This window comes from Mesorhizobium sp. M0119 (genome assembly GCF_040322615.1).
Classification (GTDB): domain Bacteria; phylum Pseudomonadota; class Alphaproteobacteria; order Rhizobiales; family Rhizobiaceae; genus Mesorhizobium.
In genome coordinates, this window is record NZ_JAMYTU010000006.1 from 142811 (window position 1) to 165968 (window position 23158).

The following is a 23158-nucleotide window of genomic DNA, read 5'->3' on the forward strand; positions in this document are numbered from 1 at the left end:
AGGATGTTCAATTCGAGCATCCTTTGCTCCCAGTTGCACGTCGGCAACGGTGGCCGAAAAGCGCCGTTTCCGGCCTTGTTTTCACCCGATGGTCGCGTTTTGGCCGCATTTCCGCCTACGGTCCGCGCTCATTGTGTAGCCTTGGATGACCCTCGGGGCGCCCCCTGCAACGAAGGCTGCGGACGGCAGCCGAAACCAAATTTTAACCGTGTTTCTTGAGCGTCGGTTAACCCAAACGTGGTTACTGGACGATCAATGAAATCACTCGAATTGCGAAGGAGAGGCGGCATGGGCCGTATCGCAGCACTTACCACAAACCCGCTCATGATCGCGCTGGTCGCGATGCTCGCGATTACCGGTTGCGCCTCGAAGAAGACGCCGAACAGCGCCGCCGATCTCGGCCTCAACGGCGCCGGTGCGGCAACGCCCGGGTCGGCCCAGGACTTCACCGTCAACATCGGCGACCGCATCTTCTTCGACACCGATTCATCCTCGATCCGCGCCGATGCGCAGACGACGCTGTCGCGCCAGGCGCAGTGGCTGAACCAGTACAAGCAGTACGCCATCGTCATCGAAGGCCATGCCGACGAGCGCGGCACGCGCGAATACAATCTGGCGCTCGGCGCCCGCCGTGCTGCCGCCACCCGCGACTTCCTGGTCGCCAAGGGCGTTTCGGCGCAGCGCCTGAAGACCATTTCCTACGGCAAGGAGCGTCCGGTCGCGGTTTGCGACGACATCTCCTGCTGGTCGCAGAACCGCCGTGCCGTTACCACGCTGGGCGGCGCCGGTTCTTGATCGGCATAAATGCAACACTTGGTGCGAAAGGCGGCCAAAGGGCCGCCTTTTTCATATCTGCTCGCTCCAAACAAAATTTGGCCGAAGTCTCACGTCCTGTTAAGAGCCGAGAGCGTCTGGCTAGTCCCAGTTGGCTGGTCTACTTCGAGTGAGAGGCGCGCAACAATGGTTTCACGGCGAGAGGCACATGCATTTCAGATCGGTCTTGAGCGGCACGCTTGCGCTGCTGCTCGTATCAAGTATCGCGGCACTTGCTGACGGGGCAAACGGCACCGGGCAGTCATCGGAAAGCGGTTTTTCCTTCCATCTGCCGACGATCAAACTGCCCGGCATTTTCGGCGAAAAGAAAAAGCCGGATCAGGTTCAATTCGCGCAACAGGATGGCACCGGCACTCCGGCGCTGGAGGAACAGCTCCGGCAGATGAACGGCAAGATCGAGGAACTCAATTTCCAGGTCCTGCAGATGCAGGAGCAGATCCGCAAGCAGCAGGAAGACAACGAATTCCGCTTCCAGCAGCTGGAAGGCGGTCAAGGCGCGCAGCAGCCGGCCGAGCAGAAGAAGTCCGACGCCGGACCCAGCAGCGAAACCCCCGACAGCGACAGTAACATGGCGGAGGCGCCGGCAACGCCGGCTCCGGCCGATGCGGGCAAGGCAGCAGACGGCGGCAAAAGCGTCGAGGACGTCATCGTCGAATCGCCCAACGGCGATCCCGGCAAGCTGATCCCCGGCGCGCCGCCCAAGACGTTCGGTACCATCACCGTCGACAAAAACGGCAATGTCGTCGAAGCCGACGGCAATGCGCAGGCGAACGCGCCGGAGCAGAATACGGCTCCAGCCAACGGCGCCAGCGCAGCCGGCAACAAGGCCGGTAAATCCGACGACACGGTGGTCGCGGCACTCCCCTCGACCAACGACCCGGAGGAGCTTTACCGCAACTCTTACCAGTTCATCCTGTCGGGCGACTACAGCACCGCCGAACAGGGATTCCGCGATCACATCGCCCGTTTTCCCCGGGACGCCAAGGCGGCGGACGCGCATTACTGGCTTGGTGAATCGCTGCTCGGCCAGCAGAAATACCGCGATGCGGCCGAGATTTTCCTCGCTGCCAGCAAGGACTATCCCAAGGCCAAGAAGGCGCCCGACATGCTGCTGAAGCTCGGCGTTTCACTGGTCGGGCTGAAACAGCGCGACGTGGCCTGTGCCACTTTCAGCGAGATCGGCAAGCGCTACCCCGATATTTCCGGCGCGCTCAAGGAGCGGGTCAAGCAGGAAAGGGCACTCGCGGCGTGCTAGTTTTTCCGCTGCGTGTCGTTGCCCCAAAAACGGGCCTGCTTTTAGGCGACATGCATGACGCTCGACACCGAGCCTGACCTTTCGGATTTTTCGCGGATCGACTTTTCCAACGGCGCTGTTGCGGCCGTGTCCGGCGGCAGCGACTCGACCGCCCTTCTCCTCCTCCTCAAAGCCCATCTCGACCGTACCGCGCCGGCAACGAAATTGCTGGCGGTGACGATCGATCACCAATTGCGGCCGCAAGCGGCAGCGGAAGCGCAAGCCGTGGCCAGGCTGTGCGCAGCACGCGGCATTGCCCATCGCGTCCTCGCCTGGTCGGAGCACAAACCATCGACTGGCCTGCCCGCCGCCGCGCGCGAGGCGCGATACCGGCTGCTCGCCGAGGCCGCCGAAGCGGCAGGCATTGGCCTGATCCTGACCGGCCACACCGCCGACGACCAGGCCGAGACCGTGCTGATGCGGCAAGCGCGTGAAGAGTGGGCGCGTGACGAACGGGCAAGTGATGGGGGGCCAAGTGATGGAGGGCCAAGTGATGAAGGGCAAAGCGACGACGGGCCGCGCGACGAAGGGCGGGGCCTTGCCGGCATGGCGCCGGCAACCCTCTACGAGTGGCGGCACTGGATCGTGCGGCCGCTGCTCGGCGTAAGGCGTGCGGCGCTGCGCGAATTCCTGCGGCGTGAACAGGTTGCCTGGATCGAAGATCCGACCAATGCCGACATCGCTTTCGAGCGGCCGCGCGTCCGCGCAGCACTTGCCGAAGGCGATGGTGCGCCTCGCGTGGCTGAAGCGATGGCGCTGGCCAGAAAGGCGGCGGTCGAGCGTGAGCAGTTAGGACATCGCGCGGCCATGCTGATCCGCAGCTTGGCCTCCAGGCCGGCCGCCGGGCTCGTCCGCATCGATCGGGATTTTGCGACGGCGGCCGACAGCCGGGCGGCTATTTATGCGCTGCGCATCTTGCTGGCGGCGACCGGCGGCACCGCCTTCCTTCCCGACCAGGCCCGCAGCGAAGCCCTTTTTGACCGGCTCCGCACCGGGCCGCTTTGTGCCACATTGTCGCGGACCGTGATCGATGCCCGGCGTACCGGCATCTTTCTGCATCGCGAATTGCGCGATCTGCCGCCCGCTGTTGCGGTTTCCGACAATGCCCTTTGGGACGGCCGCAGACGGATCACATTGGGCGACAGTTCAGGTGCATTGTTGATCGCACCGCTGTTGGTGGCACCGCTCGGGGCGGCTCTTGCCGCAAAGCGGGCAATTGCCGGGCGTGGCACGCCGGCAAGCCTTGTACGTGCCGCCTTGGCCGCTGAGCCGGCGCTATGGCGGGATGGCGAATGCCTTGGTCTGCCTGGGGAAGGTCCGGGTTTGCCTGGCGAAGGCCCGATGCCGGCGGCTGTCGCCGCATATCCGGCAGTCGCGCCCTTCGCCCGTTTCCTTCTGTCCTTCGATCTGGCGCCGGCCGATGCCGTCGCCGTCTTGCTTGGCGCGACGCCGGTTCCAGCCGCGCCATTTGGCGGCCACAGTGCCGGCCTACCACGGGCGAAAGCTTAACCGAGACCTGCTGTTATGCTTGGCAAGGGGAGACGCTCTCCCTATGTTAGGGCCAAGTTTCCTCTCACGACGCGTGTCCGCCCAGCGGCGCCAACGGGACAATTGATGAATCCGAATTATCGCAACCTCGCGCTCTGGGCGATCATAGCGGTCCTGCTCATCGCTCTCTTCAATCTTTTCCAGACGCCGCAGACGCGTGGAGCCTCGAGCGATGTCCCCTATTCGCAGTTCCTGCAGGAAGTCGCGGCGGGACGGATCAAGTCGGTGACCATTGCCGGCGCCCGTATCTCCGGCAACTACACGGACAGTTCCAACGGCTTCCAGACCTATTCGCCTGGGGACCCGTCGCTGGTTTCGCGGCTGCAGGACAAGAACGTCACCATCAATGCGCGTCCTGAATCCGACGGCTCCAATTCGCTGTTCGGCACCCTGATCTCCTGGCTGCCGATGATCCTCATCCTCGGCGTCTGGATATTCTTCATGCGCCAGATGCAGTCCGGTTCCGGCCGCGCCATGGGCTTCGGCAAGTCGAAGGCCAAGCTTTTGACCGAAGCGCACGGCCGCGTCACCTTCCAGGACGTCGCCGGCGTGGACGAAGCCAAGGAAGATCTGGAAGAGATCGTCGAGTTCCTGCGCGACCCGCAGAAATTCCAGCGGCTCGGCGGCAAGATCCCGCGCGGCGTGCTGCTCGTCGGTCCTCCCGGAACCGGCAAGACGCTGCTCGCCCGCTCGGTCGCCGGTGAAGCCAACGTGCCGTTCTTCACCATTTCGGGTTCGGACTTCGTCGAGATGTTCGTCGGCGTCGGCGCAAGCCGCGTCCGCGACATGTTCGACCAGGCCAAGAAGAACGCGCCTTGCATCATCTTCATCGACGAAATCGACGCGGTCGGCCGCCATCGCGGTGCCGGCCTCGGCGGCGGCAATGACGAGCGCGAGCAGACGCTGAACCAGCTGCTGGTCGAGATGGATGGCTTCGAATCCAACGAAAGCATCATCCTGATCGCCGCCACCAATCGGCCCGACGTGCTCGATCCGGCGCTGCTGAGGCCGGGCCGCTTCGATCGCCAGGTGGTGGTGCCGAACCCCGACATCGTCGGCCGCGAGAAGATCCTGAAGGTGCATGTGCGCAACGTACCGCTGGCGCCCAATGTCGACCTCAAGGTGATCGCGCGCGGCACGCCGGGCTTTTCCGGCGCCGACCTGATGAACCTGGTCAACGAGTCCGCCCTGATGGCGGCGCGGCGCAACAAGCGCCTCGTCACCATGGCCGAATTCGAAGACGCCAAGGACAAGATCATGATGGGCGCCGAGCGCCGCTCGTCCGCGATGACGCAGGCCGAGAAGGAGCTGACCGCCTATCACGAGGCCGGCCACGCCATCCTGGCGCTCAACGTGCCGTCGGCCGATCCGCTGCACAAGGCGACCATCATCCCGCGCGGCCGGGCACTCGGCATGGTCATGCAGCTGCCGGAAGGCGACCGCTATTCGATGAGCTACAAATACATGATCTCGCGTCTCGCCATCATGATGGGTGGCCGTGTCGCCGAGGAGTTCAAATTCGGCAAGGAGAACATCACCTCCGGCGCCTCCTCCGATATCGAGCAGGCGACCAAGCTGGCGCGTGCCATGGTGACGCGCTGGGGCTTCTCCGACAAGCTCGGCCATGTCGCCTATGGCGACAACCAGGAGGAGGTGTTCCTCGGCCATTCGGTGGCGCGCACGCAGAACATCTCGGAAGAGACGGCGCAGATCATCGACGCCGAAGTGCGCCGGCTGATCGACGAGGCCTATTCGACGGCAAGGTCCATCCTGACCAAGAAAAAGAAGGAATGGATCGCGCTGGCGCAGGGCCTGCTCGAATACGAGACGCTGTCCGGCGAGGAGATCAAGCAGCTGATCGCCGGCAATAAGCCCGCGCGCGACCTTGGCGACGACACGCCGCCGAGCCGCGGCTCGGCCGTGCCGAAGTCCGGCCGCCGCAAGAAGGGCCCCGAGCCCGAAGGCGGCATGGAACCCCAGCCATCAAGCTAGGCTCCGGCCCAGGACAGATCGACTTCGAAACGCCGCGGCTCTAACCGCGGCGTTTTCTCTTGGGGAATGCGACCCTTCCTGCATCGCTGGAAATTGGCGAAAGTGACGATAACGGCCAATCTCCCCCCTCGTGGGGGAGATGTCCGGCAGGACAGAGAGGGGCGCGAAGGAACGGGGCCTTCTATCCTCCTCGTTGACGATTTCGGGAAGATCGACAAAGCGCGCCGGAGAATGAAGCTCGCATTTTTTGCCGGCGGCGCCACATTTTGTTCTTGCTTTGTGCCGGCAGCTATGCTACTAATTTAGGTATGGTGCCAATTGGCGCTGATGACCCGCCCGCCGAGGCGGGTTTTTTATTTCAGGCTCCTTTTCGACCAAGCGTCGCGCGTGCTGGCGACCATCGATGTCGGCGGGACAGGGCCCTGGACAGTGCCCCTCTGTCCTGCCGGACATCTCCCCCACGAGGGGCAGATTGGCAGCGGCGCCGCTTGCGCGCGGATGGCGCTCCTCGCACGTGTTCGGCAGCAAAAAAAGCCCGCGAACCTTGCGGCTCGCGGGCTCATGTCGTCGGATGGTGGCGCCGGTCAGCTCTTCAGCTTGGCGTTGCAGAGGCTGTAGAAGCCGCCGCCTTTCTGGATCCACCTGAGGCCGCCCAGCGTGTTGGCGTCCTTGTTGGCGTAGTAGAGGTCGAGGCAGGTGTGCATGCGGCCCTTGGCCGGGGTCTCGGTTGCATACTTCTTGGAGATCGCCGTCGGGAATTTCACGCCCTGGGGGGCGGTGATGGTCGGCGGTTGCGGATCGCCGGTGTACTTGGCATCGGGAGCCGGCAGGGTGTCGTCGTCGGCTGCGCCGGCGCCGCATTGGCTCTTGCGGAAGTCGTTCCACTTCATGCCATTCAGCGTGTTGCCGGCCTTGGCAGCCTGATATTTGGCGCTGCAATCCGCCATGCTGAGGCCTTTGCCGGTATCGGTCGCGGCGGCTGTCGTCGCCTTGGCAGGTGCCGCGGCAGGCTGTGCGGCTGCAGTTGCGCCGGCGGCGCATTCACTCTTGCGGAAGTCGTTCCATTTCATGCCGTTGAGCGTGCCGGCAGCCTTGGCGGCCTGGTATTTGGTGCTGCATTCCTTGGCCGTCAGCCCAGGCGCCGCGTCATCGCTGCTGGCCGCCGCTGCTTTGGTCGTGGCGGCGGGTTGTGCGGCTGCCGTCGCGCCGGCGGCGCACTGGGTCTTGCGGAAATCGTTCCATTTCATGCCGTTGAGCGTGCCGGCAGCCTTGGCGGCCTGGTATTTGGTGCTGCACTCCTTCGCCGTCAGGCCCGGCGCCGCATCGTCGGCGGCGGCTGCCTTGGTCGTGTCGGCGGCCTTGGCCGTGGCTTTGGCTGGCGCGGGTTCGGTTGTAGCGGCGGTGGCATCGGTGCCGCATTGGGCCTTGCGGAACTGGTTCCAGTTCTGCCCGCCAAGCGTTCCCGCATCCTTGGCCGCGTTATACTTGGTGCTGCACTCGGCCATGGTCAGCGCGTTGGCAGGCGCCGCCAGGAATAAGGTCGCGACGGCAAGACCCGTCAAAGTGGCAAGTCGGTGGATGAGCATGCGTTTTCTCCCTACGGCGGTTCATGATATGTCCCAGTGCAGCAATAGCGCTCAACGGCTGGTTGCGCCAGATGCTAAGTAGCGTAGAGACAAATTTAGAAGTGCATTCTTTTCTTTAAGGTGATGAATTCGTTGCCGGGACCGTCTCCCGGCCAAGTTCGTCCGGGTGCATTGCACGGAGAGCGCGCATATGGCTGGTTCCCAGCGAGGACACTGCGTCGCATGACAGCCAGTCAAATCGGCGGGTGCGGCGGACCTGAGCCTACCACTGTCTGGAGCAGCACGATGCGGATTCGGGTTCAAGGCCACACTGCCACAGACCAAAGGATCCAGATGAGGTTTGAGTTGACGTTTCTGATGCTGCTGCCGCAACAAGGGCTCGGAACTTGAAAATCAACACACTAGCGTGACGCAAAACACACAAAACAATAATTTTCTAAGGATTGGTCGTCCATAATCATACAATGTGATGACGGGGCTTGGGCCATTTTATGGCATGAGATGCCCGGAAAGAACCATCGGGAAGCTGGCGAACATGGCAGGACATTATTTCGGTACGGACGGCATTCGTGGGCGCGCCAACAAGTTTCCAATGACGGCGGAGGTCGCCATGCGGGTCGGCATGGCCGCCGGCCTCTCCTTCCAGCGCGGCAGCCACCGCCACCGCGTCGTGCTCGGCAAGGATACCAGGCTTTCCGGCTACATGATCGAGAACGCGATGGTATCCGGCCTGTGCGCCGCCGGCATGGATGTCTTCCTGCTCGGCCCGATTCCGACGCCGGCTGTTGCCATGCTGGTGCGCTCGCTGCGCGCCGATATCGGGGTGATGATCTCTGCCTCGCACAATCCCTATTACGACAACGGCATCAAGCTGTTCGGTCCCGATGGCTATAAGCTGTCCGATGAGATCGAGGAGCGTATCGAGGGGATGCTCGACAAGGATATCGAACTGGCGCTCGCCGATTCCGATGGGCTCGGCCGCGCCAAACGCGTCGACGGCGTGCATGACCGCTATATCGAATTCGCCAAGCGCACGCTGCCGCGCTCGATGTCGCTGTCGGGCCTGCGCATCGTCGTCGATTGCGCCAATGGCGCCGCCTACAAGGTGGCGCCCGACGCGCTGTGGGAACTCGGCGCCGAGGTCGTTGCCATCAATGTCGAGCCCAACGGCTTCAACATCAACAAGGAATGCGGCTCGACTCATCCGGCCGGCCTGCAAAAGAAGGTGCACGAGGTGCGCGCCGATATCGGCATTGCGCTCGACGGCGATGCCGACCGCGTCGTCATCGTCGATGAAAACGGCGCGATCGTCGATGGCGACCAGATCATGGCACTGATCGCCGAATCCTGGCACCAGAACGGACGGCTGGCCGGCGGCGGCGTCGTCTCGACGGTGATGTCCAATCTCGGCCTCGAACGCTTCCTCGGCGACATGAACCTGCAGTTGCATCGCACCAAGGTCGGTGACCGCTATGTCGTCGAGCACATGCGTGCCCATGGACTCAATGTCGGCGGCGAACAGTCGGGCCACATCGTGCTGTCCGATTTCTCGACTACCGGCGACGGCCTCGTCTCGGCGCTCCAGGTGCTCGCCTGCATCAAGCGGCATAACCGGCCGGTCAGCGAACTGTCGAAGAAATTCGAGCCGGTGCCGCAGCTTTTGAAGAATGTGCATATTTCCGGCGGCAAGCCGCTGGAGGAGGCGCCAGTCAAGGCGGCGATCGAAGATGCGCGCAATCGCCTCGGCAAGGCCGGGCGCCTGGTCATCCGGCCATCCGGCACGGAGCCGCTCATCCGCGTCATGGCGGAGGGCGACGACCCGCAGCTTGTCGAGTCCGTGGTCAACGACATCGTCGAGGTCATTTCGGAAACGCGCAGCGCCGCCTGATCTCCCTCCAACATCGGTTCAAAAGCCCGCCTTGCCGGCGGGCTTTTTTATTGGGTCGCGGCCAGCTCCGCCTGCAGCAACGGCCGCCAGATTGCTCCACTTTTAGAGATTCGTGGTTAATCAATACGGTTAAACGCCTTTTAACCTTTCCGATTCATTATCCACAACTGAAGTCAATCACATTTCGGGCGCGTTCGCCGTTCGAGGGTTCTCAGGGGTGATAAGCATGTTCAACACAGCAAGAATGGCTCTCCTGGCCGCGCTGTTTGCCGGCGCCGGGCCGGCATTCGCCGCCGATTTCGTCGAGCCGCCCGTCGTCGAGGAGGCGCCGCCACCGGTTGCCTACGAGCAGCCGGCCGACTTTGGCGGCTGGTATATCCGTGGCGACATCGACTATCACTGGTCGAAGTTTCGTGGTGGCGACTACATCACCTACGGACCGCCTCCCGGAACCGGCACTTTTGACAGCGGCAAGCTGAAGAGTGCTTTCTCGGCCGGTGCCGGCGTTGGCTATCAAATCGACCGGCACTTCCGCACCGACTTGACCGCGGACTGGATGAGCAAATCCACCTTCCGCGGCTCGACCAGCGGCATCTGCCTTGATGGAGATCCTTGTACTTCGGTCGACACCTCGTCCTATACCGCGCTGCTGCTGCTCGCCAACGCCTATGTCGATATCGGCACATGGCACGGTATCACGCCCTATGTCGGCGCCGGCATCGGCGGCGCCTGGGTTAAGTGGGATACACTCCACAACAGCGATGAAGACGGTGAATTCTTCCACCGCGGCGGCAAGGGCTGGCGTTTTGCCTATGCTGCCATGGTTGGCGCATCCTACTGTTTGACCGATCGCGTCAAACTCGACGTCGGCTACCGCTACAGCCATATAAACGGTGGGAAGATGTTCGACTTCGGCAGCGGCGTCGGCCCCGGCTATGACAATGGCATCAATGTTCATGAGGTGCGCGGCGGCCTGCGCTACCAGTTCGGCAGATCGGACTGCGTTGAACCGGAACCTTATGTTCCGGAACCCGAGCCCGTCTACACCAAGTAGTCGCTTCGAAATCGAGGAATTCGTTGACCGCCCGGCTGATGCCGGGCGGCTTCGTTTGGCTGCCTAAACATGCTGCGGCGCTCTGTAACACCGTCCGGCTCGAGGAGCGAAGGCGGATCAAATCAATTGCTAACGCCTTGTTATCCTTAACCCGCACTTAACCACTATGGTTAACAATGCTGTCTGAAACGGCGCGCGATCGCGAATGCGCCAAGTTCGGGAGCCGAGGACCATGACATTCAAATCGCCTGTAGCACTGGCGCTTGCAGCAGTCGTCCTGGTGCCGCTGACGCCGGCGCTTGGCGCCGATTACGAACCGCCGGTCTATGTCGACCAGGCGCCCGACTATGTACCGGTCGAGGTTGGCTCGGGATGGTATCTGCGTGGCGATGTCTCCTATCTGGTGCAGAAGAGCTTCAAGGATGAGCATTTCGCCTTTACACCCGCGAGCTTCGACGAAAAGGAAGATCCCATCTTCGCCAGCATCGGCTTCGGCTACCATTTCAACGACTATCTGCGCGCCGATCTCAATGTGGGCTATCTTCCCGGCAACAAGATCGACGTCGGCTATAACGACGGAACGACCGTGGCATCGGCGACCCTGAAGAACTATGCCTTCTCAGGCATACTCAATGGCTATGTCGATCTTGGGACCTATGTCGGAATCACACCTTATCTCGGCGCTGGTGTCGGTATCCTGCAGAGCAAGCGTCGCCTGTCGGCGAGCTACTTCACCGACAACGCCGACCCCACCGACGATTTCGTCCTGCGTGACAACAAGACCCAATACTCCTTCGCCTACACGCTGAATGCCGGCCTTGCCTACCAAGTGTCCAAGAACGTCTCAGTCGATCTGGGCTATCAGTATTTTTCCGCGCCAGACGCCGAATATGTGACTGCCGAGAGCCTGACTTCCTTTCCGATCCGCAAAGGAATCAACAATCATCAAGTCAAAGTCGGACTACGCTACGATCTCTGGTAGGCTCGATCGAAGCCGAGGCGTTGACAATGGCGGGTCGTAGGCCCGCCGTTTACGTTTCGTCGCCGGCAATATCCCGGCAGCGACAAAAACTTTCCCCTTGACGCCGAAAGCCTGAACGCATATCGCCGTCCGTGGGCCACCCCTCCCCAACGAGGGGCCACTATCTGGAAGGATAGACCACGATGACGACGCATACGAAGCCCGGATTCCGTCCGGCAAATCCCAATTTTTCCTCAGGTCCCTGTGCAAAACGCCCCGGCTGGTCGGTCGAGGCGCTCAAAAATGCCGCGCTCGGGCGCTCGCACCGTGCCAAGATCGGCAAGACCAAGCTCGAACAAGCGATCGAGCTGACACGGGAAATCCTCCAGGTTCCGGCGGATTACCGCATCGGCATCGTGCCGGCCTCGGATACCGGCGCGGTCGAAATGGCGCTGTGGTCGCTGCTCGGCGAGCGCGGCGTCGACATGGTGGCCTGGGAGAGCTTCGGCTCCGGCTGGGTCACCGATGTGGTCAAGCAGCTGAGGCTCGCCGATGTGCGCAGGTTAGAGGCTGACTACGGCGCACTGCCCGACCTGACCAAAATCGACTTCGACCGCGACGTGGTCTTCACCTGGAACGGCACGACGTCGGGCGTGCGCGTGCCGAACGGCGACTTCATCCCGGCCACACGCAAGGGCCTGACCATCTGCGACACCACTTCGGCGGCCTTTGCGCAAAAGCTCGATTTTCAGAAGCTCGACGTCGTCACCTTCTCCTGGCAGAAGGTCTTGGGCGGTGAGGGCGCGCACGGAATGCTGATCCTCAGCCCGCGCGCCGTGGAACGCCTGGAAAGCTACAAACCGGCCTGGCCGCTGCCGAAGATCTTCCGTCTCACCTCGGGGGGCAAGCTGATCGAAGGCATCTTCAAGGGCGAGACGATCAACACGCCGTCGATGCTGTGCGTCGAGGACTATCTCGACGCGCTGCGTTGGGCGAAGTCGATCGGCGGCCTCGACGCGCTGGTCACCAGAGCGGATGCCAATGCCGCTGTTCTCGATCGCTTTGTCGGAAAATCTTCCTGGCTCGGCCATCTTGCCGTAGACCCGGCGACGCGTTCGAACACGTCGGTCTGCCTTTCCTTCACCGATCCGGATGTCGCTGCACTCGACGCCGACGGACAGGCTGCATTCGCCAAGGCAATTGTCTCGGTGCTCGACAAGGAAGGCGTCGCCTACGACATCGGCGCCTACCGCGATGCACCGCCCGGCCTGCGCATCTGGTGCGGGGCGACAGTCGAGACCTCCGATCTCGAAGCGCTGCTGCCCTGGCTCGACTGGGCCTTTGCCGCGCAAAAGGCGTCGCTCAAAGCGGCGGCCTGATCCCTCCCCCTTCGAGGGGAGGGTGGCCCGAAGGGCCGGGTGGGGTCGCCTCCACCCGCTCAACGATCCGCCATCCAGAAAGAAAAAGATTTTCGGCCGCGCCCGGCCGCAACGACCCCACCCCGGCGCTTCGCGCCGACCCTCCCGTCAAGGGGGAGGGACGCCAATCGCAAAGGACCAAGCCAATGCCCCGCGTTCTCGTCTCAGACAAACTTTCCACCACCGCCGTGCAGATCTTCAGGGATCGCGGCATCGAGGTCGACTATTTGCCGGATCTCGGCAAGGACAAGGAAAAACTGCTCGAAGTGATCGGCCAGTATGATGGGCTGGCCATCCGCTCGGCGACAAAGGTCACGGAGAAGCTGATCAACGCCGCGACCAGGCTGAAGGTCGTGGGCCGCGCCGGCATCGGCGTCGACAATGTCGACATCCCGGCGGCGAGCCGCAAGGGCATCATCGTGATGAACACGCCCTTCGGCAATTCGATCACCACCGCCGAGCATGCCGTCGCCATGATCTTCGCGCTGGCCCGCCAGATACCGGAGGCCAACGCCTCGACCCACGCCGGCAAATGGGAAAAGAACCGCTTCATGGGTGTCGAGATCACCGGCAAGACGCTGGGCATCATCGGCTGCGGCAATATCGGTTCGATCGTCGCTGCGCGCGGCGTCGGCCTGAAGATGCATGTCATCGCCTTCGATCCATTCCTGTCGGACAGCCGCGCCGAGGAGCTCGGCGTCGAAAAGGTCGAGCTCGACGAGCTGTTCGCCCGCGCCGACTTCATCACGCTGCACACGCCGCTTACCGACAAGACGCGCAACATCATCGACACCGCGGCGATCGCGAAGATGAAGACCGGCGTGCGTATCATCAACTGCGCCCGTGGCGGGCTGATCGTCGAGGCCGACCTGATCGCGGCGCTGAAGAGCGGCAAGGTGGCCGGCGCCGGCATCGACGTGTTCGAGGTCGAACCGGCGGACAACAACGCACTGTTCGGCATGGAGAATGTCGTGGCGACGCCGCATCTCGGCGCGTCGACCACCGAAGCGCAGGAGAATGTCGCCCTGCATGTCGCCGAGCAGATGTCCGACTATTTGATCAAGGGCGCCGTTTCCAACGCCATCAACATGCCGTCGATCACCGCCGAAGAGGCGCCGCGGCTGAAACCTTTCGTCAAGCTTGCCGAAGTGCTCGGCGCCTTTGTCGGACAGGTCACCGAGGATCCGATCAAGGAGGTCGAGATACTGTTCGACGGCTCGACCGCGACGATGAACACGCGCGCGCTGATCAGTGCCACCCTTGCCGGGTTGATCCGGCCGCAGGTCTCCGACGTCAACATGGTGTCGGCGCCGATCATGGTGAAGGAGCGCGGCATCATCGTCGCCGAGGTCAAGCGTGACAAGTCGGGCGTGTTCGACGGCTATATCAAGCTGACGGTCAAGACCGAGCACAGGACGCGCTCGATCGCCGGCACCTGTTTCTCGGACGGCAAGCCGCGCTTCATCCAGATCAAGGGCATCAATCTCGACGCAGAGGTCGGCCAGCACATGCTCTACACGACCAATGCCGACGCGCCCGGCATCATCGGTCTGCTCGGCACGGTGTGCGGCGAGAACGGCGTCAACATCGCCAACTTCCAGCTCGGCCGCAACCGGCCGGGCGGCGATGCCATCGCATTGCTCTATCTCGATGCGCCGTTCCCGGAAAACGTGTTGGCGCAGGTGCGCTCGCACAAGTCGATCGACTCCGCCAAGCGGCTGCATTTCGATGTGGGGATAGCCTGAAATTCGATCGCCCCGTGTGCAGCAGCACGCGGGGCGGTGGAACGTCGCGGCAAGCGACTTCATTCAGCAGCGGATGCCGCCATCTTCCGTCCGCTGTATTCGGCGAGGCTGATGCCACCGAGCACCAGCGCGAGAGCCAGCGCCTGATAGAGCTGGAATGTCTCACCGACAATCAGCACCGATAGCAGCGTACCGAAGATCGGCACCAGATTGATGAACAGGCCGGCCCGGTTGGCGCCGATCAGCTCGTTGCCCCTGATATAGAAGATCTGCGAGATGACCGAAGCACCGATGGCGGTATAGAACGCGACCGCCCAGCCGCGGGCATCGGGGACGATGACCTTGCCGGCGGCAATCTCCCACAGGAAGAAAGGCAGCGATGTGACGAGTGCGGCAACCGACAGCGCCAGCATCAGGCTCTGCCAGCGGATGACCGGCTTCAGCCGCAACCCCACCGAATAGAAGGAGTAGCAAAGCACGGCGACCAGCATGATCGCGTCGCCAAAGTTGAGATCCAGCTTGAGAAGCTGGCGCAGGTCGCCATGGCTCGCCGTCACCGCGACGCCAATGATGGTCAGCACGACGCCAGCTATCTGCACCCGGTTCACCCGCAGGCGAAACAGCACGAAATTGGCGATGATGATCACGATCGGTATCGCCGCCTGCTCGATCGAGACGTTGATCGCCGTCGTGTAGTTGAGCGCCGTGTAGAAGATCGCATTGAAAAAGGCGAAGCCGCAAGCGCCGAGCCCGCCAAGCAGCAACCAGTGCCTGCGCACCACCGGCCAGTCTTGGCGTAGCGTTCCCCAGCCGATCGGCAGCAGGATCAGAACCGCCAGCAGCCAACGTAGGAAGACCAGCGTCATCGGCGAGATATGACCGACCGCCAGCTTTCCCGCCACGGAATTGCCGCCCCACAGCAAGGTGGTGAACAGCAGGAACAGATAGGCGGCTCGATGCATCGTGAACTCCCGGCCAGGCAGAGGGAAATTGACGGTCGGTGTGGGCCTATTGCGACCGCCAGCCCAAGTAAATGATGTCAAAGGCGAAAATTGTTGTGCCTCGGAGCGTTTTGGGCGGCAAAGAGTGGTCGCGCTCGCCGGGTCTTGACGCTATAGAGCGACGTGCGTGCAATTGGACGCTACAAAGTACGCGTCGGAAGGCTTTAATCTCGCGTCGTGCTTTTCCGAAAATCGATTCCGATTTTGGGGGCCGATGCGATAGAGGCCTATCGTTTCGAATTGTTTCAAGCTGCTCGTGCGGCGTCTCAAGGGAAAAGAAATATGGCCAATGTGGTGGTCGTCGGCTCGCAATGGGGCGATGAGGGCAAAGGCAAGATCGTAGACTGGCTGTCGGAGCGCGCCGATGTTGTCGTGCGCTTCCAGGGCGGCCACAATGCCGGCCACACGCTGGTCGTCGACGGCAAGGTCTACAAGCTGTCGCTGCTGCCGTCCGGCGTGGTGCGGCAAGGCAAGCTTTCCATCATCGGCAACGGCGTCGTCTTCGATCCGCACGCTTTCGTCGCGGAGGTTGCGAAATTGAAGGCGCAGGGCGTCGAGGTGACGCCAGACCGCCTGAAAATAGCCGAAAACACCGCGCTTATCCTGTCCTTGCACCGGGAACTGGACGGATTTCGCGAGGACGCCGCTTCCAATTCCGGAACGAAGATCGGCACGACCCGTCGCGGCATCGGTCCCGCCTATGAAGACAAGGTGGGCCGGCGCGCGGTCAGGGTGATGGATTTGGCGGATTTGGAAACGCTGCCCTTGAAGGTCGACAGGCTGCTGACGCACCACAATGCGCTGCGGCGCGGGCTCGGCCATGCCGAGGTCACGCATGAGGCGATCATGAGCGAGCTGATCTCGGTGGCCGACGAGATCCTGCCCTATATGGACCGCGTCTGGAAAATCCTCGACGACAAGCGCCGCGCCGGCGAGCGCATCCTGTTCGAGGGCGCGCAAGGCACGTTGCTCGACATCGACCACGGCACCTATCCGTTCGTCACCTCGTCCAATACGGTTGCCGGTCAGGCCGCCGCCGGGTCGGGTGTTGGGCCGGGCGCCATCGGCTATGTGCTCGGCATCACCAAGGCCTATACGACGCGCGTCGGCGAAGGCCCGTTTCCAACCGAACAGAAGAACGAGATCGGCGAGTTCCTGGGCACGCGCGGCCATGAATTCGGCGTCGTCACCGGCCGCAAGCGGCGCTGCGGCTGGTTCGATGCCGTGCTGGTCCGCCAGGCCGTCGCCGTCAACGGCATCAAGGGCATTGCGCTGACCAAGCTCGATGTGCTCGATGGGCTGGACGAGATCAAGGTCTGTACCGGCTACCGACTCGACGGCGAGGCGATCGATTACCTGCCGGCCAGCCAGGGTGCGCAGGCCCGCGTCGAACCGGTCTACGAGACGCTGGAGGGGTGGAAAGGCACCACTGCCGGCGCGCGCAGCTGGAACGACCTGCCGGCCCAGGCAGTGAAGTACGTCCGCTACATCGAAGAGCTGATCGGCGCGCCGGTCGCACTCCTTTCCACCAGCCCTGAACGGGACGACACGATACTTGTGACCGATCCGTTTCAAGACTAGTTTCTCAGCCTTCCGGGCATTGCGGCTGATTTGCGGGGGCCGGCCCAGAAACAAATGCAGGTCGACTGACGTATGGTAGATTTTGTTCCTATTCTGAAAAAGGCGCTCGATAAACTCGGTGAGCCGTCGGCGGAAGTGCGCGCCAGGGTCTATGACAGGGCCCGTTCGTCAATCGCGAAACAACTCGCAGAGAAGGCCACGATGACGCCTTCCGATGTCGACCGGCAGATGCGTGCACTGGAAGACGCCATCGCCAAAGTCGAGCGGGACTATGCCAAGCCTGCGCCGCCACCCGACCCGCTGGCGGAACTGGAGGACATCTTCTCCTCCATCGACCGCAACAAGAACCAGTCCAGCCATATCCGACAGCCAGCAAAGACGGAGCCGGCATGGCAGCCGGCCAAGACCGAGCCGGCAAAGACGGAGCCAGCAAAGACTGGGCCGGCCTGGCAGCCCACGGCCGCCAAGGCGGCGCCGAACTGGCAAAAGCCGCAGCCCGTCGCTCTTTCTCAGGAGCGCGCTGGTCCGCCGCCGTCCGATATGGATCTTCCGACGGCTGACGGCCAAGACGGCGTTTTTCGGGGCGACGACTTTTCCAACGACGGCGGCCCCGCGGAGGACAGGTTCCAGCGGCTCCATCCTGCCGAGCGCAGGCGCAGCTATGGCGGTGTGATCGCCGCCGCCATTGCCTTGCTCGTCATTGCCGGTGGTGGCTATGGCATCTGGCTGAACAAGGATGCGTTCGGCAGCATGCTCGGCCTCGACTCGACCAAAGCCGTTGCCACCGAACCGCTGGTAAAACCAGCCCCGGCCAAGCCGGAGGCCGATGCGGCGGTACCGGCCGCCGCGCCTCCGACGGAGGCCGGCGAGGGCGCGAAGTTCACGCAGCGCCGGACGCCCGAGGGCCACGAAGTCGATCCCGGCCCCGCGGGCGGGCAGGCGGGCATCGGCGAAGGCGAATCCGTCGCCGCACTGACCACGCCGCCATCGGCCGCACAAGCGCCGACCACCCCGGCACCCGCCGCGCCGGCACCGGCCGCACCCGCCGACAAGCAAGCCACCGCCAATGCTCCAGCAGTCGATGGGTCCGCTGCACCAACTCCCGCGACGCCGCCCGCCAACGGGGCAGCAGCGCCGGCCGATGCTGCAGCGGCCGCCCCGCCGCCCGCGCCGGCAGCGGCCCCGACGGCAGTTCCGCCGCAAGCCGCATTGGCCGTCGGCCAGAAGGCGATCTTCTACGAGGAGCGCACCAGCACCGCTCAAGGCTCGGCCGAGCCCGGCAACATCGTCTGGTCACTGGTGCAGGAATCGCCCGGCGGCGACTTGCCACCCGAGCCGGCGATCCGCGCCGAGGCCACCATTCCAGGCAAGGATATCCAGTTGCGCATGACGATCCGTCGCAACACCGACCAGACGCTGCCGGCCAGCCATATTATCGAGATGATCTTCCTGACGCCTGACGGCTTCGAGGGCGGCGGCGTCGACAACATCCTGCGTGTCGCCATGAAGGGCTCCGAGCAGGATGCCGGAAGCCCGCTGATCGGCATCCCGGCCAAGATCGCCGACGGTTTCTTCCTGGTTGCGCTCAACGATACCAAGGCGGATGAAGACGCCAATCTGACCTTGCTCAGAGGCCAGGACTGGATCGACGTGCCGGTCGTCTACAAGACCGGGCGGCGGGCGCTGCTCACCATGGAAAAGGGCATTCCAGGCGAGAAGGTGTTCGACGAGGCGCTAAAGGCCTGGCAGACAAAGACGGCGGGGTGAGGCCGGCTCACCAGCCCAACGCCTCTCTGGCTCAGAAGCCTTGGAACAGCATGTCGAGCGCGCTCACGATGTCGTCGTGATGGCGAGAAAGATTTCCTTCGGCAACGAGCAATTCAGAGGTCATCAAGGCTGACATGAATTGAGTGACCATGACATGGTCCTTACCGTTGATGGTGAAGATAGGGTTTAGCCGGCGGCCCGGCACTGGGGCCTTATTGGCTGGCATCAGCGGGACGATGACCTTCGTGTCGAGCCGTCCCAGAAGGTCGGATTGGACATCGAGAAGGTAACCGTCGCCTTCGGCACTCTGGTAGAAATCATAACGTGCCATCAAAACAGCCGGTGCTTGGCCAGAGGCAAGCCGTTGCGCCTGACATAGTCATTCGAACTGTCGATCGCTTGCTTGTTTTCCTCCTGCCACCGGCGGTTTTTTTCGGCCGAAATCGCCTTGGCGATGCCCTCTTCCGCAGCGCGGGATATATTGATGCCCAACGCCTTGGCATCCTCGATCAATCGGGATTCGATCGATGTATTAACCGACTTTCTTTGGGTTTTTGGATTCGATTGAAGCATACAGCCGCTCCCATTTATGCGCATAATGTAGGCGCATATGAGCGTGCATGCAACCTCTCATCCCTCCATCTCTTCCCTTAGCATCTCGAGTTCCAGCCATTCCTCCTCGAGCGCTGCCAGTGTGACGCGCTCCTTGTCGAGCGCGGCAATCGTCTTCTGGAACGAGGCCGGGTCGCGCTCGTAATAGGCCGGATCGGCGATGTTGTTCTCCAGCCGCGAGATCGAGGCCGACACCGCCTCGATCTTCTTGGGTAAGGTTTCCAGCGCGAATTTCTGCTTGAACGACAGTTTCTTCGCCGGGCCCTTCGGTGCGGCCGCTTCGTTCCTGCTTGCCGCCGTCGCTTCACCGGCTTCTGCTTTTGGCCGCGCCCTGCGGTCGTCCAGCCTGGTGCCGCCGCGCTGCGCCAGCATGTCGGAATAGCCGCCGGCATATTCGATCCAGCGGCCGTCACCATCCGGCGCGATGATGCTGGTCACGGTGCGGTCGAGGAAATCGCGATCGTGGCTGACCAGGATCACCGTGCCGGCAAAACCGGCGACCAATTCCTGCAGCAGCTCCAGCGTCTCCATGTCGAGGTCGTTGGTCGGCTCGTCGAGCACAAGCAGGTTTGCCGGCCGCGCCAAAACGCGTGCGAGAATCAGCCGTGCCCGCTCGCCGCCCGAAAGCTCGCGCACCGGCGTGCGCGCCTGTTCCGGCTTGAACAGGAAGTCTTTCATGTAAGAGACGACGTGGCGCTGCTCGCCATTGATGACGAGGTTCTCGCCGCGCCCGTCGGTGAGATACTGCGCCAATGTCTCCTGCGGGTCGACGGCTTCGCGCTTCTGGTCGAGCGTGGCGATCTCCAGATTTGTGCCGAGCCGCACCGTGCCCGCGTCCGGCTTCAATTCGCCGGTCAGCATCTTCAACAGCGTCGTCTTGCCGGCGCCGTTCGGCCCGACCAGGCCGACGCGATCGCCGCGCTGGATGCGGGTCGAAAATCCCTTGACCACGGTCAGATCGCCAAAGCTCTTCTCGATGTTCTTGGCTTCGATCACCAGTTTGCCGGATTCGGCGGCGTCGCTGGCTGTCATCGTCGCCGCACCCTCGGCGCCGCGGTGGCCGCGAAAGCGCTGGCGCATGGTCTGCAACTCACCGAGCCGGCGCATGTTGCGCTTGCGCCTTGCCGTCACGCCATAGCGCAGCCAGTGCTCCTCGCGCACGATCTGGCGACCGAGCTTGTGCTGCTCGCGCTCTTCCTCTTCCAGCACCGTGTCGCGCCATTCCTCGAAATAGCCAAAGCCCTTGTCGAGACGGCGGGTCTGGCCGCGGTCGAGCCAGATTGTGGCGCGTGACACGCGCTCGAGAAAACGACGGTCATGCGAGATGACGACCAGTGCCGAGGAGGTGCGGGCAAGCTCCTCCTCCAGCCATTCGATGACCGAAAGGTCAAGATGATTGGTCGGCTCATCGAGGAGGAGAATGTCGGGCTCGGGCGCCATGACGCGGGCGAGGGCGGCGCGCCGCGCCTCGCCGCCGGAGAGATCGTTCGGCCGTTCCTCGCCGGTCAGGCCGAGATGCTCCATCAGATAGGTGGCGCGGTAGGGATCGTCGGCCGGCCCGAGCCCCGCCTCGACATAGGCGCGGACAGTCGCAAAGCCGTCCATGTCGGGCATTTGCGGCAAGTAGCGCACGGTCGCCGAAGGCTGGCGGAAGACTTCGCCGTCCTGCGGTTCGATCAGCCCGGCGGCTATCTTGAGGAGCGTCGACTTGCCAGAGCCGTTGCGGCCGACCAGGGCGATCTTGTCACCAACTGAGGCCGTCAGGGCGGCACCGTCGAGCAGCGGCGTGCCGCCAAATGTCAGCTTTATCCCGTCGAGATTGAGAAGCGGCGGCGCCATGTCAGCTTTCTGGGCTCAGCTTTCCGGAAGAGGGTAGGGATGCGCGAGCAGCAGCGCGCGGCCGCTGGCCAGCGCGATTTCCAACCGGCCCCTGACCTCGTTGGAAATGGTCAGCGACGAGCCGAACGCAACCTCGACATGGTCGAGCGGCCATTTGGCACCGGTGACGCTCAGGCCGGCGAGATCGGAGAAGCCGAGCACCGAAAACAGCGTGCCGTCGGCATAGTCGAAGCCAGTCTTTCCCGGCAGCAAGGGAATGCCTTCCTGTGCGCCGCTGGTCAAAAGCACTTCCGTCCCGCCTTCCGCCAGCCGGACGCTCAGCGCCAGATGCAGGAAGATGTGGTCGGTACGTTTGCCGCCGAAGGCGCCTGCGAGCACAAGGCTGGTCGCACCACGTTCGAGTGCGGCGGCGATAGCGAGTTCACCGTCGGTCTTGTCTTTTTCGGCGGGAAACACCTGCCGTGGCACGGCGGCCAGATCCTCCGGCAACTCGGCAGGCACCGAATCGAAGTCGCCGACCCAAAGTTCCGGCCTCAGGCCCAGCATGCGGGCATGGCCGATGCCGGCATCGGCAGCGATGACGCGGGAGCCTTCGACCTGGCGGTCGAGCAGCGGCGTGCGGATGAGATCGCCGCCAAGCAGGATGGTGAATGTGCTCATATCTCGTGGCCCTTACCAGCCCTGCCCCGGAAACGGAAGATGAAACGGCAGACGAAACGGAAGGCTGGGCTTTGGATGCCCGGCAAACTTCCGCTTGCGCAGCACTTCGGCCGGGCCTATGTGTCGCAACGCTCTAACGGGGTGCCGGACGCGATTTTCGCGGACCGGCTGAGAGGCAAGACTGCCAACCCGCTGAACCTGATCCGGTTTGTACCGGCGGAGGGATTAGACGTTTCGGACAGCCCGACGCCTCAATTCCTTTCAACGCGAACGAAGGAGGCGCCGATGCGCAGTTTTTTCCACTCTCTTGTCTCAATTGTCCTGCTTGCGGCATCCGCGCTCGCCCTGCCAGGGCAGGCATCGGCACAGGATAGACTGACGGTCTATACCTATGAAAGCTTCACCGCCGATTGGGGTCCGGGACCGGCGGTGAAGAAGGCCTTCGAGGCCGAATGCAGTTGCGTCGTCGAATTCGTCTCGGTCGCCGACGGCGTGGCGCTGCTCAACCGTGTGAAGCTGGAAGGCGCCGCGACCAAGGCCGATATCGTACTTGGCCTCGATACCAATTTGACGGCGGATGCCAAGGCAACCGGCCTGTTTTCGCCGCACGGCGCCGTGTCGGGCGTCAGTGTGCCGGGCGGCTGGAGCGACGATATTTTCGTGCCGTTCGACTATGGCTATTTCGCCGTCGTCTACGATACCGAAAAACTGAAGAGCCCGCCGAAGAGCCTCAGGGAATTGGTCGAGGGCGATGCCGGAGAGAAGATCGTCATCCAGGATCCGCGCACCTCGACGCCGGGCCTTGGCCTGCTGCTGTGGGTCAAGTCGGTCTATGGCGACAAGGCGCCGGAAGCCTGGGCCAAACTCAAGGCGAAGGTGCTGACGGTAACGCCGGGCTGGAGCGAGGCCTACGGCCTGTTCACCAAGGGCGAGGCGCCGATGGTGCTGTCCTACACCACCTCGCCGGCCTACCACATGGTCGCCGAAAACACCGAGCGCTACCAGGCGGCGTCCTTCGAGGAGGGCGAATATCTGCAGATCGAGGTTGCGGGGATCACCACCAAGGGTGCGAAGAACCCGCTGGCAGAAAAGTTCATTGCCTTCATGACCGGACCGAAATTTCAGGATGTCATTCCCGAAACCAACTGGATGTTCCCGGCCGGCAAAACCGACAAGCCGCTCAACCCGGCGTTCGACAAGCTGGTCAAGCCGACCAAGACCTTGCTGTTCAGCCCGGAAGACGTCGCGGCCAACCGCAAGGCCTGGGTCGATGAGTGGCTTGCGGCGATGAGCAAGTAGGGCTCAAGCCTCGTCGGATGTTTGCGCCAAGCCACCCCCCTCTGGCCTGCCGGCCATCTCCCCCTCAAGGGGGGAGATC

General features: G+C 63.0%; 18 protein-coding genes and 1 riboswitch. Of the genes, 12 read left to right on the top strand and 6 right to left on the bottom strand.

The window, feature by feature from the left end; genetic code table 11:
* Window positions 1-288: 288 nt before the first annotated feature.
* The 4 genes from pal (at window position 289) to ftsH (ending at window position 5668) form a co-directional block, all read left to right on the top strand.
* The gene (gene pal / locus NKJ40_RS08550) at window positions 289-795 is read left to right on the top strand and encodes a peptidoglycan-associated lipoprotein Pal (RefSeq protein WP_352465706.1); all 507 of its coding nucleotides are present in this window, start codon (window positions 289-291) and stop codon (window positions 793-795) included.
* Window positions 796-982: 187 nt separating this feature from the next.
* Window positions 983-2089: a tol-pal system protein YbgF gene (ybgF, locus tag NKJ40_RS08555; RefSeq protein ID WP_352465707.1), complete on the top strand. Its 1107-nt coding sequence runs from the start codon at window positions 983-985 to the stop codon at window positions 2087-2089.
* A 54-nt stretch (window positions 2090-2143) separates the two neighbouring features.
* Window positions 2144-3637 (top strand): tRNA lysidine(34) synthetase TilS, encoded by a 1494-nt coding sequence (gene tilS / locus NKJ40_RS08560; RefSeq protein WP_352465708.1) that lies wholly within the window; start codon window positions 2144-2146, stop codon window positions 3635-3637.
* Between the two features lie 105 nt (window positions 3638-3742).
* A complete protein-coding gene (gene ftsH, locus NKJ40_RS08565; RefSeq protein ID WP_023677989.1) occupies window positions 3743-5668 on the top strand; it encodes an ATP-dependent zinc metalloprotease FtsH in 1926 nt (641 codons plus the stop codon).
* 584 nt (window positions 5669-6252) lie between these two features.
* Here ftsH and NKJ40_RS08570 read toward each other — a convergent pair.
* Entirely contained in the window at window positions 6253-6915 is a 663-nt protein-coding gene (locus NKJ40_RS08570) for a hypothetical protein (RefSeq protein ID WP_352621115.1), read from the bottom strand.
* An 874-nt stretch (window positions 6916-7789) separates the two neighbouring features.
* Between NKJ40_RS08570 and glmM the strand changes: the two genes are divergently transcribed.
* The 5 genes from glmM to serA all read left to right on the top strand — a co-directional run bounded on the left by glmM (window position 7790) and on the right by serA (window position 14320).
* Window positions 7790-9142: a phosphoglucosamine mutase gene (gene glmM, locus NKJ40_RS08575; protein WP_352454889.1), complete on the top strand. Its 1353-nt coding sequence runs from the start codon at window positions 7790-7792 to the stop codon at window positions 9140-9142.
* A gap of 226 nt (window positions 9143-9368) precedes the next feature.
* A complete protein-coding gene (locus tag NKJ40_RS08580) occupies window positions 9369-10196 on the top strand; it encodes an outer membrane protein (protein WP_352465710.1) in 828 nt (275 codons plus the stop codon).
* A gap of 232 nt (window positions 10197-10428) precedes the next feature.
* A complete protein-coding gene (locus NKJ40_RS08585; protein WP_352450819.1) occupies window positions 10429-11178 on the top strand; it encodes an outer membrane protein in 750 nt (249 codons plus the stop codon).
* A 182-nt stretch (window positions 11179-11360) separates the two neighbouring features.
* Window positions 11361-12536 carry a phosphoserine transaminase gene (locus tag NKJ40_RS08590; protein ID WP_352465711.1) on the top strand — a complete coding sequence of 392 codons (1176 nt, stop codon included), beginning with the start codon at window positions 11361-11363 and terminating at the stop codon, window positions 12534-12536.
* Window positions 12537-12721: 185 nt separating this feature from the next.
* Window positions 12722-14320, top strand: coding sequence for a phosphoglycerate dehydrogenase (serA, locus tag NKJ40_RS08595; RefSeq protein ID WP_352465712.1), 1599 nt, complete (start codon window positions 12722-12724; stop codon window positions 14318-14320).
* A 59-nt stretch (window positions 14321-14379) separates the two neighbouring features.
* Here the strand turns inward: serA and NKJ40_RS08600 are convergent, their stop codons facing one another.
* Window positions 14380-15282, bottom strand: a complete 903-nt coding sequence (locus NKJ40_RS08600; RefSeq protein ID WP_352454884.1) for a DMT family transporter — start codon at window positions 15280-15282, stop codon at window positions 14380-14382.
* A 321-nt stretch (window positions 15283-15603) separates the two neighbouring features.
* On the opposite strand from NKJ40_RS08600, the gene NKJ40_RS08605 reads away from it, so the two are divergent.
* Both NKJ40_RS08605 and NKJ40_RS08610 read left to right on the top strand, forming a co-directional pair.
* Window positions 15604-16902: an adenylosuccinate synthase gene (locus NKJ40_RS08605; RefSeq protein WP_023680654.1), complete on the top strand. Its 1299-nt coding sequence runs from the start codon at window positions 15604-15606 to the stop codon at window positions 16900-16902.
* Window positions 16903-16974: 72 nt separating this feature from the next.
* The gene (locus NKJ40_RS08610; protein WP_352465713.1) at window positions 16975-18669 is read left to right on the top strand and encodes a hypothetical protein; all 1695 of its coding nucleotides are present in this window, start codon (window positions 16975-16977) and stop codon (window positions 18667-18669) included.
* A gap of 31 nt (window positions 18670-18700) precedes the next feature.
* Here NKJ40_RS08610 and NKJ40_RS08615 read toward each other — a convergent pair whose 3' ends face one another.
* The 4 genes from NKJ40_RS08615 to NKJ40_RS08630 all read right to left on the bottom strand — a co-directional run bounded on the left by NKJ40_RS08615 (window position 18701) and on the right by NKJ40_RS08630 (window position 21780).
* Window positions 18701-19000, bottom strand: a complete 300-nt coding sequence (locus tag NKJ40_RS08615) for a CcdB family protein (protein WP_352465714.1) — start codon at window positions 18998-19000, stop codon at window positions 18701-18703.
* Window positions 19000-19182, bottom strand: coding sequence for a type II toxin-antitoxin system CcdA family antitoxin (locus NKJ40_RS08620; protein ID WP_352465715.1), 183 nt, complete (start codon window positions 19180-19182; stop codon window positions 19000-19002). The genes NKJ40_RS08615 and NKJ40_RS08620 overlap by 1 nt, the downstream gene beginning before the upstream one ends.
* A gap of 117 nt (window positions 19183-19299) precedes the next feature.
* Window positions 19300-21120: an ABC-F family ATP-binding cassette domain-containing protein gene (locus NKJ40_RS08625; RefSeq protein ID WP_352465716.1), complete on the bottom strand. Its 1821-nt coding sequence runs from the start codon at window positions 21118-21120 to the stop codon at window positions 19300-19302.
* 15 nt (window positions 21121-21135) lie between these two features.
* The gene (locus tag NKJ40_RS08630; RefSeq protein WP_352465717.1) at window positions 21136-21780 is read right to left on the bottom strand and encodes a thiamine diphosphokinase; all 645 of its coding nucleotides are present in this window, start codon (window positions 21778-21780) and stop codon (window positions 21136-21138) included.
* A gap of 127 nt (window positions 21781-21907) precedes the next feature.
* Window positions 21908-22022: riboswitch (TPP riboswitch) on the top strand.
* 43 nt (window positions 22023-22065) lie between these two features.
* Here NKJ40_RS08630 and thiB point away from each other — a divergent pair.
* Entirely contained in the window at window positions 22066-23079 is a 1014-nt protein-coding gene (gene thiB / locus NKJ40_RS08635) for a thiamine ABC transporter substrate binding subunit (RefSeq protein ID WP_352465718.1), read from the top strand.
* The last annotated feature ends 79 nt before the right edge of the window (window positions 23080-23158 follow it).